Raw genomic sequence first — 13,172 nt, forward strand, 5'->3', positions numbered from 1 at the left:
TGCTGAAACTTTACGAGGTTGCGGCCCCGGTCACAAGCGGTTCCGCCGACCAGGCCGCTGCCCGTCCGTTTTCAGGCTCCGGCCGGGGGCTGCTCCGGCCAGTCGATGTACTGGGTGTAGGAGTCGTGCCGGCGCAGGTAACGGTACATGAACGGGCAGTTCGGGATAATCCTCTTGCCGGACGCGACCACGTCGTCGAGCGCGAAGTGGGCCAGCACCTTGGCGAGTCCCTGGCCCTGGAACTGCTCCGCCGTGTCGGTGTGGATAAAGTCGATATGGCCGGGCTCGTCGATGAAGCGGATCTGGACGGCCAGTTTGTCGCCGACGTGGAGCTCGTAGCGGTGCAGCTCATCATTCCGGGTGGTGGCTACGTTCGGGCTGAACGTGTCTTCAGTGGCTGCCGAGTTCTCCGTCATGGTTCGACATTGGCACTTAAAGGCGGGCGTGGCAATGGCGGGCCCGATCCGCCGGAGCCCGGATCTGCCAGGAACCGGGCCGGGATCCGCCCCAGCAGCAGGACGGCGAGCGCGAAGCAGGCCGCGCCGCCGCCGAGCAGTCCCAGCGTCAGTCCGTTCAGTGCGGCGTCGGCTACCGGAACGTAGACGACGACGGCGGCCATCAGCACGGCGGCGGCCGGGCGGGCCCGGGAAGTGGCGGGCGCCGTCGGGTGTTCTTCGAGCCGGCCGAAGAGCACCAGCACGGGCAGCAGCAGGCCGATCAACGCCAGCAGCACGAGCGGACGCCCCCACCACCAGGCGGCCGTTCCCCCCGCAGGCTGCGGAAAGTCGGTCAGCAGCAGGAGCCCGGACATCGCGGCGAGCAGGGGCAAATGCCAGAGATAGACGGTCATCGACCGCCGTCCGGCGACCCCAATGAACTGCCGCACCCGCCGCCGGGACGCGAGTCTTGAGAGCACGGGCCGCAACAGCTGCAGGGCGGCGGCCTGCGAGACCCCCAGCAGCAGCAGGGTCAGGTTGGGCGGGTTGAGGTTCACCAGCATGTTCCCGGAGTACAGTCCCAGCCACACGAGCAGGCCCAGGACCAGGTTGCTGCCCACGATGATGGCCGCCAGCGCGGGGCGCCCGAGTGCCAGCGGTCCGCCGTCGGCGAGGAAGAATCCCAGCTGCTGCACGGCGCACCAGAGGAAGACCATGTTCAGGTACGCGAGCGCCGGGATCGTCCCGCGCAGGCAGTCCACCGCCACCACCAGCGAGGTTAGGCCTGCCAGGGTCAGCCAGGGCGCCCAAGCGTGCAGGCGTGCCAGCGGCGGAAGATTCAGCTGCGCCGCGAGATAGGCGGCCAGGAACCACAGCGGCATGCCCGCCCCGGACACCAGCAGCTCGACGACCTGGGGGTCCACCCCGCCCAGCCGCGCCGCCCAGAGACCGGTGAACATCATCGCGAGCAGGACGGCGGCAGGGCGAAGGAGCCGCAGCATCCGCGCCTGCATGAAGTCGAAAGTATTGCCGCCCCGGGCGCGCAGGCGGCGCCAGGACTGCAGCCCGGTCATGCCCCCGGCGACGAAAAAGAGCGGCATGACCTGCAGGACCCAGACCACCGGTTCGAACCACTTCTCGTTGCCGAGCGTGTTGTAGTAGGTCACGGTGCCGTCCGGGTGCAGCACCGGGCTGACCATCATTGTGTGCGCCACGACCACGAGCGCAAGGCAGAAGAATCTGGCGAGATCAATCACCAGGTCGCGGTCCGGACTCGGGGTTGGGCCGACCCCTTCATGCTGCCGCGGAACCATGGAGCCCCCTCGGGACCTGCCGACGCACCCGCCAAGGCTGTTGAGCGTCAACGATGCTGTGTGTTTGCCCCCCATTGTCGGCCTTGTCCGGGCCTGCGGCCAGTGCCCTCGGTCCCGGTCGGGGCCCCGGACATGGACCTGCAAGTGCAGAGGGAAGGCCAGGATCATCGCCGGATCCTGGACTCCCCCGTTGTCCGGGTTGTCCGCGGTCAGCGCGCGAGCGTCACCAACGCCGTGGCCGCAAAAGTCCGGGCCGCGGCGTCCCAGTCGGCCAGCAGCCCCTGGAGGTTCTCGCCGTCGGTCCGGTGCGCCGCCGTGCGGGCCTCGAGGGTTTCAAGGACGCCGGTACGCAGCTCGGTGTTGAAATTGACCTTGCCCACGTTCATGGCGGCCGCCTTCACAAGCTCGGCGGCAGGGATCCCGGAGGCCCCGTGCAGCACCAGGGGAACGCGGGTCCGCACCGCAATGTCCTGCAGCACGTCCCAGCGCAGCTCCGGCACGCCCTTGTACTTGCCGTGGACGTTGCCCACGGCCACGGCCAGCAGCTGGGCGCCGGTCCGTGCCACGAAGTCCTCCACCTGGGCGGAGTCGGTGAGCCCGGCCGTGCCGGCCGCCGGGGCGTTGCCTGCGGCGTCGGATCCGAAAGCCCGGTCCTCGTTGCCGGCCAGGCCGCCGAGTTCGGCCTCGATCACGACCTCCGTGCCCGCGCAGTCCGCGGCCAGCACGTCCAGGGAGCCGCGTGCGGCCCGGACCAGGGCAATGTTGTCCTCGTAGTCCAGCGAGGATCCGTCCACCAGGACGGAGTCCACCCCGGCGGCCACGGCGTCGGCAATCACGCGGAGGTCCGAGGCGTGGTCGAGCTGCACGGCGACCGGAACGCCGGCGCCGTCGGCCAGGCCGCGCAGCGCCGCGATCAGCCGGAGGCCGTTCGGTGTGGCCGCGGTGCTGGGCGAGACGAGCAGGATGGCGCCGCGGCCGGTTTCCTCCGCCGCCGCCACGACGGCGAGCGCCGTGGTGAAGTCGTAGCAGGTGAAGGCCGGGACGGCCGATCCCTGCTGGAGGGCGGCGCTGACCAGGGTGTCGAGTCGGGTACGCATCAGGCGCTCAGGCCTCCCACCAGGATCCAGGCCACGAAGGTCAGGGCGAATCCCGCCAGTCCCAGCACGGTGGTGAGCACGGTCCAGGTCTTGAGGCCGTCCGCGACGGTCAGGCCGTAGTACCGAACGACCACCCAGAAGCCGGCGTCGGTCACGTGGGAAAGTCCGAGCGCGCCGAAGCCGATGGCGATCACGATCACGGCAATCTGGGCCGGCGTGTAGCCGCCGCCGGCGACGGCGGAGGAAAGTAGGCCGGCGGTGGTGACGATTGCGACCGTCGCCGAGCCCTGGGCGGCGCGGAGGGCGAGCGAGATGATGAAGCCAAGCAGCAGCAACGGCACACCCAGGGTGTCGAGGGATTCGGAAAGCGCCTTGCCGATTCCGCTCACCTGCAGGACGCTGCCAAAGACGCCGCCAGCCGCAACCACCAGGAGGATGGAGGCGATCGGCGGCAGGGCGCCTTCGAAGATTTCGCCGGTTTCCGTCAGCGACCACTGGCGGCGGACGGCCAGGAGGAAGAAGGAGAGCGCAACGGCCACCAGGAGGGCGAAGACGGGGTTGCCAACGAAGGCAGCGACGCCGTACCAGAAGTCGTTCTTGTCGATCACCAGGGTGCCGACGGTGCCCAGGAGGATCAGCGCGATGGGGGTGGCGATGAGGAAGATGATCAGGCCGGGACGGGGCGGGGCCACCGTGTGGTGGTCTGCGCCTGCGTGCCCGGTGTGCACCACGGTTCCGGAGCCGAACTCGTCCACCTGCTGTTTGACGGAGGGCAGAAGCTCGTAATCCTTGCGGTTCATGATGGCTGCGACCCAGTAGGACAGGAAGCCCAGCGGAACACAGATGGCCAGCGAGATCAGGGCGATCAGCCCGATGTCGGCGCCGAGCACGCCTGCGCCGGCCACAATGCCCGGGTGCGGCGGCACGGCCACGTGGATGGCCAGCATGATGCCGGCCATCGGCAGACCGAACTTCACCGGGTGGACATTGGCGATCTTGGAGAAGGCGTAGACCACAGGCACCAGGACGATGATGCCGACTTCGAAGAACACCGGAATTGCGACGAGGAAGCCGACTGCGGTGAGGGCTACGGCGACGCGCTTGGCGCCGAGCCTGGCGGTGAAGTGGTCCGCCAGGGACTGCACGCCGCCGGAGACCTCGATCATGCGGCCCAGGACCGCGCCGAGCGCGATCAGGAGGGCAACCTTGCCCATGGTGCTTCCCACCCCGGCGGCCACCACGGTGAAGACGTCCTTGAGCGGGATCTGCGCGGCCACGGCCACGAGGATGCTGACGGTCAGCAGGGCGACGAAGGCCTGGATCTTGAAGCGGATGATCATGAGCAGCAGCAGGGCCACGCCGGCAGCCGCGATTGTCAGCAGCAGCGGAGTTCCCAGTTCCACGGCCGGCTTAATGACGGGCGCGTCGGCCGCGCGCACCGCCAGGGAATTGAGCAGGGCATTCATGCGGGTGTCTCCTTTGACGTCACTGCAGGCAGTGACCAGGTGGTTCGACGACGACGGCGGAAAGGGGGGATCCGCCGTCGTCGGGCTTGGCGAGTCTGGTGGTGCGGCGGGAACTAGGCGGTGCGCCTGGTGGGCGCGACGACCTTGATGACGGCGGAATCGTCGGCGGCGGCGAGGCCCTGGGCCTGGCCGAGGAGGTAGAGCTGCTCGGCGGCGGCGGCCACCGGAGCGGCAAGGCCGGCGGCGCGGGTGGCTTTGCCGACGATGCCCATGTCCTTGACGAAGATGTCCAGGCGGCTGAGTACCTCGGCGCCGTTTTCCGTGTAGGCCTCGAGGATGCGGGGGCCGCGGTTGGACAGCATGAAGGATCCGGCGGCGCCGGCTTCCAGGGCCGCGAGGGTCTTGGCCGGGTCCAGGCCGAGGGCGTCCGCGAGGGCCATGGCCTCGGCTGCCGCGGCGATGTGGATCCCGCAGAGCAGCTGGTTGACCGTCTTGAGGGCCTGTCCGTCGCCGGGCTTGTCCCCCACGACGGTCAGGGTGGAGGCCAGCAGTTCCAGGACCGGGCGGGCCGCTTCCAGCGCCTGCGGTTCGGCGCCGACGACGATCAGCAGGTCTCCTTCGCCGGCCCGCTTCGGTCCGCCGGAGAGCGGGGCGTCGACGAGGGCGACGCCGTATTCCGCGAGCCGGGCCACGGTGGCGGGAATGGCTTCGGTGCCCACGGTGCTGCCGAGGATCACGACGGCGCCCGGCTTCAGCACGGAGGCGACGCCGTTCGCGCCAAAGAGGACGTCGTCCAGCTGCTCGCCGTTGCGCACGGCCAGCAGCAGCGCGTCGGCGCCCTGGGCAGCTTCTGGGGCGGAGGCGAAAGTGCGCACCCCGGCGGCCTCGGCGAGGGCGAGGCGGGGCTCGGCGATGTCGAAGCCGTGGACGGTCAGCTGGGTTGCCAGCCGGGTGGCCATGGGCAGTCCCATGGCGCCCAGGCCGAGGACGGTGACTTTGTAGTTCATGGTTTTCTCCATTGAAATGTGGGGTGGGGATCAGAAGGTGTTGCTGAGCTTGCGGGTGACCTGGGCCAGTGACTCGTCGTCGCCCACGTTGCCGGCGAACACGATGTACGGGATGCCCTTCGCGGGCCCGTCCACCGGCTCCCACAGGCTGACAATGCCCGGCAGCATGGGGCCGCGGACGATCGCGTGCCGGATTTCCAGGCCGTGGGCGGCCACGTCCGAGGAGGTGATGCCTCCCTTGGCGATGACGAAGCGCGGCGGGAAGGTCTTCAGGGTCCGGTTCACCACTGCGACGACGGCGGCCGAGACGGTGCGGGCGATCCGCAGGCTCTCGGCGGCGTCGTCGGCCTTGATGAGCAGCCGGCTGGTGTGGAGGATGACGTCGGCGCTGTGCAGGGACTCCACGACCTCCCGGACGAGCTCGTCCAGGTAGCTTGCGGAACTGCCGCCGAGCAGCTTTTCGACGTCGATTTCCACGATGCGCGCCGCGCTGTGCTGTTCGACGAGGGCCTTGAGCTGGCGGGTCGTGACACCGACGTGCGAGCCGACCACGATGAGGCCGCCGGCGTCTGAGGGGGTGTTGCCCGCGTAGGCCTCCTCGCCGCTGAGTTCGGCGCGGATTTCCTGGCCGATGCGGCCCCGGACGAACGGCGGGCCCACGCGGTAGAGGAGCTTTTTGCCGCGGCGTTCGGCTTCCTCGAGGCCCAGGGCGAGGGCACGTAAATCGTTTTCGGTCACGATGTCGGCCACGATCGGGGTGGAGCCCGTGGCGGAGTCGATGGCGTCCGCGATGGCCTTCGCCGAGATCTGGGGGTCGCCGTCCGGGCCCGCGGCGCGGATGACGTCCAGGGTCAGCACGATCACGGAGTCTGCCCGGAAGCGGCCCTGGGACTTCTCTTCGACGTACTTGGCCAGTTCGGAGTTCGCGAATCCGAAGCTCGCGTCCCGGGCGAATTCGGTCTCAGCCACCGGGGTGAGTTTGCCGGCGTCGTCGCCGGTGCCGCGCATGTAGTGCACCCCGCCGATCGTCACGCGGCCGGCGTCGGGGAACGCCGGGACGATCACGACGCCGTCCGTTGGCTCGCCGCTGACAGCAGCGATGGTGGCCGCGATCGTGTCCGGTTCCAGCGGGTAGTGGCCGCGGAGGGTGGAGTCGCTGCGGCTCACGAACCCCAGCCGCAGGCTTGTACCGGCCCCGCCGGAACCGGCACCGTCGGTCTCGAGGGCGGCGGCGGCGAGGGCGTTCCGGACCACCTCTTCGTTGCGGGCGGCAGCCTCGGCGGGGTCCAGGCTCCGGGTGTTGGTCAGGACGTAGACGGCGTCCTGGCGGCGGCCGTTGATGCGGTGGTTGAAGGCCCAGGTGAAGTCGGCGACGTCCCAGCGGGTGAGAACCGGCAGGTCCGCGACGGATTGCGTGCCCGTCGGGTCGTCGTCGAGCACCACCAGGATCCGGGGGGACGGCACGGACGAGGCCGCGAGGGCGTCGGCGACGGTCCGGGCGGGGATCGTGACCTCCGCCGGGAAGGCGGCCAGCACTTCGGTTTCGAAAAGCTCTGAGTCAAAAGGCACGTGCACTCCATTGTGGGGAACTCTACTGCGGGAACAATCGATTTGTCAGATGTCTGACATCTAACATTTGAATGCTAGTGTGGCATACGGCACAGAGACGCGCAAGTAGACTGGTCCATCAGGCAGGTCGGAGACAGCGGATGGGGAAAATTGGCTAGGAAATCGCTGGTCGGCGTCGTGGCAGACGAACTGCTGGACCGCATCATTGCCGGCGAATTCCCGCCCGGGGCATCCGTCCCCGGCGAGCTGGAGCTGAGCGCGCGCCATGAGGTGAGCCGCATGACGGTCCGCGAGGCGATGAAGACCCTGGAAGCCCAGCAGATCCTCAGCGTCGAGCGCGGCCGCGGGACCTTTGTGAACCCGTTGAGCCGCTGGGCCTCCCTGGAGGCCGTCCTCCGGGCAGCCTCAGAGGGGAAGAACGACGCGGCGGCCGCCGTCCAGCTGATCGAGCTTCGCCGGATGCTGGAGTCGGGCGCCTGCGAGCTCGCCGCGGGCCGGATCAGCGACGCGGACCTTAAGTCGCTATACGGGGAGCTGGAATCGATGCGCGAGGCGCACGAGAAGCACGATGTCGCCGCGTTCGTGGCGGCGGACCTTGCCTTCCACGACCTCATCCTGCGCGCTTCGGAGAATGTATTTGTGGCCGTGCTGTTCGCGCCGCTGCACCGGGTGCTGGAACGGCGGCGGACCCAGACCTCCAAAGTACGCGAGATCCAGGCGCATGCGATCGGCCATCACCAGAAGATCGCGGATGCGCTGGCCACGCGGGATCCGCACCAGGCCCGGGACGCCATGGATGCGCACATGCAACAGACGCTGGATGACCTCAAGACCTACGTCCTGGCGGACACCACGGCCTGAGTATGCGGCCGGCCTGCGGAACATGCAGGCAGAACGCGCACGCAGAACGTGCAGGCGGCCGAACGCGCGGGAGGGGCTCAGGCGAGCGAGAGGAAAAGCTTCTCGAGTTCGGCCCGGTCCAGGCTGGGATCCTCCTGCTGCATGCACTGCTGCAGGCCGGTGGCAATGATCGAGAATCCGGCCTTGTCCAGCGCGCTGGAAACCGCGGCCAGCTGCGTGACAACGCTCTTGCAGTCACGGCCCTCCTCGATCATTCGCGTGACGGCGGCAAGCTGCCCCTGGGCACGGCGAAGTCGATTGATGACGGGCTTCATGTCGGTGGGATCGAGTTCCATTTGTTCCTCCGGGATCAACAGGGCTACTTTCCATGATATACCCCCCTGCGTATCAGGGATGCCCGGCAGGGTATGATCTCCCTCGCTCCGCTAGGGACCTAAGTACCTAGTGAAGCCTGCAATTTCGGCGTATTTCTGGGAGTGTGAACGCCGCCGGTTTCCTGGATTCCGGCGCCGGCCTGGCCGGCGCCGGGGGCCCTGCCCCGCGGCGGGGCCCGGACCGGAAGTTGGGCCCGGCCGCCGGGTCCTGGAATGCGGGGCTGTGGAGCCGCTACGTCGCGATGGGCGATTCGTTTACCTCGGGGATCGGGGACCCGGAACCCCTGAGTCCAGGCGGCATGCGGGGCTGGGCCGACCGGATCGCCGAGGAGCTCAGCGGGGGAAGGCCGGATTTTCGGTACGCGAACCTCGCCGTCAGCGGCCTGCTCCTGCGCGAGATCCTGGACCGGCAGCTCGGGCCCGCAATTGCGCTGCAGCCGGACCTGGTCACGCTGTCGGCCGGCGGAAACGACATTGTCTTCCGCCGGAGCGATCCCGACCGGCTCGCTGCCACACTCGACGCCGCGGTGGGCAAGCTCAGTGCCACCGGCGCCACCATCGTGCTGTTCACCGGCCCCGACTGGGGCGACACACCGCTGTTGGGACACAACCGCGGGAGGGTCGCCGTCTACAACGAGAACATCCGGACCATCGCCATGCGCCATCACGGGGTGATCGCTGACCTCTGGGCCCTGCGGCAGCTCTCGGACCCGCGGATGTGGTCCCCGGACCGCCTGCACTTCTCGCCCATGGGCCACCACACCATCGCGGCGATGGTGCTTGAATCCCTCAGCGTCCCGCACAGCCTGAGCCCGCTGGAGCCCAAGCCCATGCCTTCCGAAAGCTGGCGCGAAAGCAAGGCCGGAGACCTCGCCTGGTTCACCAACTACCTGCTTCCCTGGATGGTCAGCCGGGTCCGGAAGCGCGCCGACGGCCCGCCGCTGACGCCCAAGCGCCCCGAGCCCGGGCCGGTCGCCGGATCCTGAGGCACGGCCTCCGGCCCCTAGTCCCGCTGCGATCTGTCGGCTAACCTGCAGGAACGGCCCACCGCCGGGTACCGATGGCGATCACGAGGAGCGAAGTTGTCTAATCACACTTACAGCATTTCTGAAATTGTCGGAACGTCGAACGAAGGCGTTGACGCCGCCGTTCGCAACGGCATCGCCGAGGCGGCCAAGACCCTGCGGAACCTCGACTGGTTTGAGGTCAAGGAAATCCGCGGACACCTCGAAAACGGCGCGGTAGCCGACTGGCAGGTAACCATCAAACTCGGGTTCCGGCTGGAGCGCTAAGCCGGGAAGGGCCGCCGCGTGCAGAACACGCAACTGGGCCGCTCCGGCCTTAAAGTCTCCCGGCTCTGCCTGGGAACCATGAACTTCGGACCGCAGACCGAGGAAGCCGACGCCCGCTCCATCATGGACTCAGCCCTCGCAACGCGGAACTGGAGGTCATTCCGGCCGCACAGCAGTACGGGCTGGGGCTCATGCCGTGGTCACCCCTGCAGGGTGGACTGCTCGGCGGGGGTGCTGAAGAAAGGGCACGACGGCGCCCGCCGCACCGAGGGCCGTTCCTTTGCGACCCTCGAGAAGCACCGGGAACAGATCCGCCGGTTCGAGGATTTCTCGGGCGAGCTGGCCCGGGAACCGGGGACGTCGCGCTGGCCTGGCTGCTGCACCAGCCCGCCGTGACCGCACCGATTGTGGGCCCCCGCACCCGGGAGCAGCTGGAGGCGGCCCTGCGTGCCCTGGATCTGGTGCTCGACGCCGGTGCGCTCCAGCGGCTGGACGGCATCTTCCCGGGGCACCGGACCGCACGGGAGGATTATGCGTGGTGATGGTCCGCCGGGCCCGAAATACCTGCCCTGACGGGTCATGACGGGCCAAAATAACTCGCGCCGCCGAATACCTCCCGGCCCGGAGTGGCCATTTTATGCTAAGCATGATTAGTATTAGGGCAGAAGGATGAAGCGCACTCGGCAACCCGGGTGTCTCCTTAATGAAGAAGAAGGAACGACAAAAATGGGTTTTATCGCATTTCTGATTCTTGGCCTTATCGCCGGTGCAATCGCTAAGGCAATCCTCCCCGGCAAGCAGGGCGGTGGCATTTTCATCACGCTGCTGCTCGGCGTCGTCGGCGCCCTCCTGGGCGGCTGGATTGGCGGACTGCTGTTCGGCACCGGCATCAACGAGTTCTTCTCGCTGTCGACCTGGCTCCTGGCCATCGGCGGTGCGGTCATCGTCCTGCTCGTTTACGGCATGATCACCAAGCGCTCAGTCCGCTAAAGCTGACGCGACCGAAAACCGGTCCCGGGATTCTTCCCGGGGCCGGTTTTTTGGCACACGGCCCCACGACGTCTTAACGACCATCATCTTTTTTGAGCACCACCGAGGAGCAGGAGTACAGCATGAAAGGCAAAGTTCTTTTTGGAGCCGGAATCGCCGCAGGCTACGTTCTTGGATCACGGTCCGGGCGGGCGGCCTACGAGAAGCTCAAGGCCCGCGCGGGGGCACTTTGGGAAAGCCAGCCGGTCCAGGACAAGGTGACCGCGGCGACTGCTGCTGTGAAGGAAAAGGCCCCCGAGGTCTCTGAACAGCTCGGCGAGGCTGCCCGGCGCGCCGGGACAGTCATCGGTTCAGCCGTCCGCCGTGACGACTCCCCAACCGGGACACCGGGCGGCGGGAAGCCGAACGACGGCGCGGCAGGTGGGGGCATCCCCGCGCACAGTACGCACCCGGAGACCGCAAACCTGGGGACCTCGTCCGCGTCCGCCCCTGCTGCTACTTCAGCGGCTGCCGACGTCGAGTCCGACCCGGCGCTGAACGACCAGCACGGGCAGGACTGGTCCGACGAAGGCGGCGCCACCCCGGCCGGAGCCGCGACCAACGTCGATCCCGACAAGGTCTCCTAGCTAGACCCGGTCCGCCAACCAGGCAGTTGCGCCACCCAGCGCAGTTCCGGGCACGGGCGTTCCGATCACCACCGTGGCGTCCAGGTCCCCGGAGCTGGACACCCGGGCAGTGAGTCCGCTGCGGATGAACAGCTCGACCGTCCGCGGCGCCTGCCGCCGGCTCGTCTCGATCAGCAGGTGGCCGCCCGGCGCCAGCCATTGCGGCGCCGCGGCGGCCACCCGCTGCTGGACCTGCAGCCCGTCTGTGCCGCCGTCGAGGGAACGCCGCGGCTCGTGCAGGCGGGCTTCCTGCGGCAGGGTGCCGATTTCCGCGGAGGGAACGTACGGGGCGTTGACTGCGAGGATGCCGACCCGCCCGCGCAGCCGCGCCGGGAGAGCCTCGTAGAGGTCCCCTTCATGCACGGCGCCGCCGAGCGGACCGATGTTGCGCACCGCGCAGCGCACCGCGGCGGCGTCGATGTCTGCGGCGTGGAGCTCCAGCGGGCCGGCCAGCGCCGCCAGTGCGGCACCAACAGCCCCTGAGCCGCAGCACAAGTCGACGACGACGGGCACGCGCCGCGGACCGCCGGTGCCGGCCAGGAGCCGCGCTGCCTGCTGGACCAGGTACCCGGTGCGGCGGCGGGGCACAAAGACACCCGCGTCCACTTCGATCCGAAGCCCGCAGAACTCCGCCCAGCCCAGGACGTGCTCAAGCGGCAGTCCGGAGACCCGCCGCGCCACGAGGGCCTCGAGCTGGTCCGGTGTCTCGGCGGCGGCGGCCAGCAGCCGGGCTTCGTCCTCGGCGAAGACGCAGCCGGCCGCCCGCAGCCGCGTGATGACCGAGGGCCGGGGCACGGGGAGGGGCGCAGGACAAGCTTTCATGCGCCCCCCGTCCGCTGATGGTGCCGGAATCCCATGCTACCGAGGTGGCAGGATGGCACAATGGCCACCGCACGAATCGCCGACGCGTCCTCCTTTCCCGCGCCGGAGGACATCCCCGCGCATGAACTGATCTGGACCGGCTGCTACACCAACGACGGCGGCGGCCGCGGGACCGGAATCGGGGCGCTGTGGGCCGGCGCGGACGGAACGCTGCGCTGGCTGGGGCTCGCCGCGGCGGCGGACTCGCCGTCGTTCCTCGCAGCGCACCCCACCCGTGACACCGTCTACGCCGTCGGCGAGGCGGCCCGGACCGTTACGGCGTACCGCCGGTCCGGCGATTTCGGCCTGGAACCGGCCGGCCGTCACTGGCCTGCCGGAGACGCCGCCTGCCATGTCGCCGTCGACCCGCAGGGCCGTTTCCTCGTGGTGGCCTGCTGGGGCGACGGGCAGGTACTGCTGTACGAGCTGGACGACGACGGCGGGATCTCGGCACGGTTCGCGGCCGCCGCCTCAACGCTGGCCGGGCGTCCCAGCCGCGCCCACGCCAGCCTGATGCTCGACGACGGCAGAGTGGTGACCACCGACCTCGGGCACGACCTCCTGCGGGTCTGGAACTACGTGCCCGGCCAGGGGCTGCGGCTGGACCATGAACTGGCCCTCCCCCGGGACAGCGGCCCCCGGCACCTGGTCCAGCATCCCGGCGGCAGTGTGCTGGTGGTGACCGAGTACTCGGTTGAGGTCGCCGTGGTGCAGCGGTCCCCCGAGTCCGGGACCTTCAGACTGGCCGGCATGGTCCCGGCGACCGCGGCGGGCGCCCTTCCCGGTGACTCCGCGGCCGAGATTGCCCTCGCCGCGGACGGCAGGCACGCCTACATCGGGGTGCGCGGCTCCAACCGGATCGGCGTGCTGGCGGTGGACGCGGTCGGCGGCACCGTCCGGCCGGTGGCCGACATTCCCAGCGGCGGCGACTGGCCGCGGCATCATCTGGTCCGCAACGGCTGGCTGCACGTGGCACACGAACGTTCCGGGGACGTGGTGACGTACCGGCTGGATCCGGAGAGCGGGCTGCCCGGCGAAGCCGCGGGCAGGGTGGACCTGGCTTCGCCCACAGCGCTGGTCCCGGCACGGGACATGCCCAGTTCCCACAGCGACCAGTGGACATAACGGCACCATGTCCACCCCTGCCCGCACCCGGAGGGCATGTCCACCTTGGGCGCACCCGGACGGGCCCGCGGAACAGCGCCCTCCGCGGGACATGCCCCGTCCCCGAAGCGACCGG

15 protein-coding genes are annotated in these 13,172 nt (G+C 69.1%); 7 read left to right on the forward strand and 8 right to left on the reverse strand.

All coding sequences use genetic code 11. The features are described 5' to 3' along the window. Positions 1 to 71 precede the first annotated feature (71 nt). From QK291_RS01555 to QK291_RS01580, 6 genes are all read right to left on the reverse strand, one after another. Complete coding sequence (locus QK291_RS01555) at positions 72 to 416, reverse strand: GNAT family N-acetyltransferase (RefSeq protein ID WP_282378441.1); 345 nt, start codon at positions 414 to 416, stop codon at positions 72 to 74. After that, positions 413 to 1,750 carry an acyltransferase gene (locus tag QK291_RS01560; protein ID WP_282378443.1) on the reverse strand — a complete coding sequence of 446 codons (1,338 nt, stop codon included), beginning with the start codon at positions 1,748 to 1,750 and terminating at the stop codon, positions 413 to 415. Before QK291_RS01560 ends, QK291_RS01555 begins: the two co-directional genes overlap by 4 nt. Positions 1,751 to 1,959: 209 nt before the next feature. Beyond that, positions 1,960 to 2,847, reverse strand: a complete 888-nt coding sequence (locus QK291_RS01565; protein WP_282378446.1) for a class II fructose-bisphosphate aldolase — start codon at positions 2,845 to 2,847, stop codon at positions 1,960 to 1,962. Beyond that, positions 2,847 to 4,313, reverse strand: coding sequence for a GntP family transporter (locus QK291_RS01570; RefSeq protein WP_282378449.1), 1,467 nt, complete (start codon positions 4,311 to 4,313; stop codon positions 2,847 to 2,849). Before QK291_RS01570 ends, QK291_RS01565 begins: the two co-directional genes overlap by 1 nt. A 113-nt stretch (positions 4,314 to 4,426) precedes the next feature. Next, a complete protein-coding gene (locus QK291_RS01575; RefSeq protein WP_282378452.1) occupies positions 4,427 to 5,320 on the reverse strand; it encodes an NAD(P)-dependent oxidoreductase in 894 nt (297 codons plus the stop codon). A 30-nt stretch (positions 5,321 to 5,350) separates the two neighbouring features. Continuing rightward, positions 5,351 to 6,889 carry a four-carbon acid sugar kinase family protein gene (locus QK291_RS01580; protein WP_282378455.1) on the reverse strand — a complete coding sequence of 513 codons (1,539 nt, stop codon included), beginning with the start codon at positions 6,887 to 6,889 and terminating at the stop codon, positions 5,351 to 5,353. Between the two features lie 150 nt (positions 6,890 to 7,039). Between QK291_RS01580 and QK291_RS01585 the strand changes: the two genes are divergently transcribed. After that, positions 7,040 to 7,750 carry a FadR/GntR family transcriptional regulator gene (locus QK291_RS01585; RefSeq protein WP_282378458.1) on the forward strand — a complete coding sequence of 237 codons (711 nt, stop codon included), beginning with the start codon at positions 7,040 to 7,042 and terminating at the stop codon, positions 7,748 to 7,750. A 77-nt stretch (positions 7,751 to 7,827) separates the two neighbouring features. On the opposite strand, the gene QK291_RS01590 is transcribed toward QK291_RS01585, so the two are convergent. Continuing rightward, on the reverse strand, positions 7,828 to 8,085 hold the full coding sequence (locus tag QK291_RS01590) for a metal-sensitive transcriptional regulator (protein ID WP_018774886.1): 258 nt from the start codon (positions 8,083 to 8,085) through the stop codon (positions 7,828 to 7,830). A 281-nt stretch (positions 8,086 to 8,366) separates the two neighbouring features. On the opposite strand from QK291_RS01590, the gene QK291_RS01595 reads away from it, so the two are divergent. From QK291_RS01595 to QK291_RS01615, 5 genes are all read left to right on the forward strand, one after another. Then, entirely contained in the window at positions 8,367 to 9,110 is a 744-nt protein-coding gene (locus tag QK291_RS01595; protein ID WP_282378933.1) for an SGNH/GDSL hydrolase family protein, read from the forward strand. Between the two features lie 96 nt (positions 9,111 to 9,206). Further along, positions 9,207 to 9,416, forward strand: a complete 210-nt coding sequence (locus tag QK291_RS01600) for a dodecin (RefSeq protein WP_056428140.1) — start codon at positions 9,207 to 9,209, stop codon at positions 9,414 to 9,416. 191 nt (positions 9,417 to 9,607) lie between these two features. Continuing rightward, on the forward strand, positions 9,608 to 9,958 hold the full coding sequence (locus QK291_RS01605; RefSeq protein ID WP_282378473.1) for an aldo/keto reductase: 351 nt from the start codon (positions 9,608 to 9,610) through the stop codon (positions 9,956 to 9,958). Between the two features lie 184 nt (positions 9,959 to 10,142). Beyond that, on the forward strand, positions 10,143 to 10,406 hold the full coding sequence (locus tag QK291_RS01610; protein WP_282378475.1) for a GlsB/YeaQ/YmgE family stress response membrane protein: 264 nt from the start codon (positions 10,143 to 10,145) through the stop codon (positions 10,404 to 10,406). Between the two features lie 122 nt (positions 10,407 to 10,528). Continuing rightward, positions 10,529 to 11,032, forward strand: coding sequence for a hypothetical protein (locus QK291_RS01615; RefSeq protein ID WP_282378478.1), 504 nt, complete (start codon positions 10,529 to 10,531; stop codon positions 11,030 to 11,032). On the opposite strand, the gene QK291_RS01620 is transcribed toward QK291_RS01615, so the two are convergent. Further along, positions 11,033 to 11,893 carry a putative protein N(5)-glutamine methyltransferase gene (locus QK291_RS01620; RefSeq protein WP_282378480.1) on the reverse strand — a complete coding sequence of 287 codons (861 nt, stop codon included), beginning with the start codon at positions 11,891 to 11,893 and terminating at the stop codon, positions 11,033 to 11,035. Positions 11,894 to 11,953: 60 nt separating this feature from the next. Here QK291_RS01620 and QK291_RS01625 point away from each other — a divergent pair, with 60 nt between their 5' ends. After that, positions 11,954 to 13,057 (forward strand): beta-propeller fold lactonase family protein, encoded by a 1,104-nt coding sequence (locus QK291_RS01625; protein ID WP_282378482.1) that lies wholly within the window; start codon positions 11,954 to 11,956, stop codon positions 13,055 to 13,057. Positions 13,058 to 13,172: the final 115 nt, after the last annotated feature.

Source organism: Arthrobacter sp. AL12, assembly GCF_029960645.1.
Classification (GTDB): domain Bacteria; phylum Actinomycetota; class Actinomycetes; order Actinomycetales; family Micrococcaceae; genus Arthrobacter.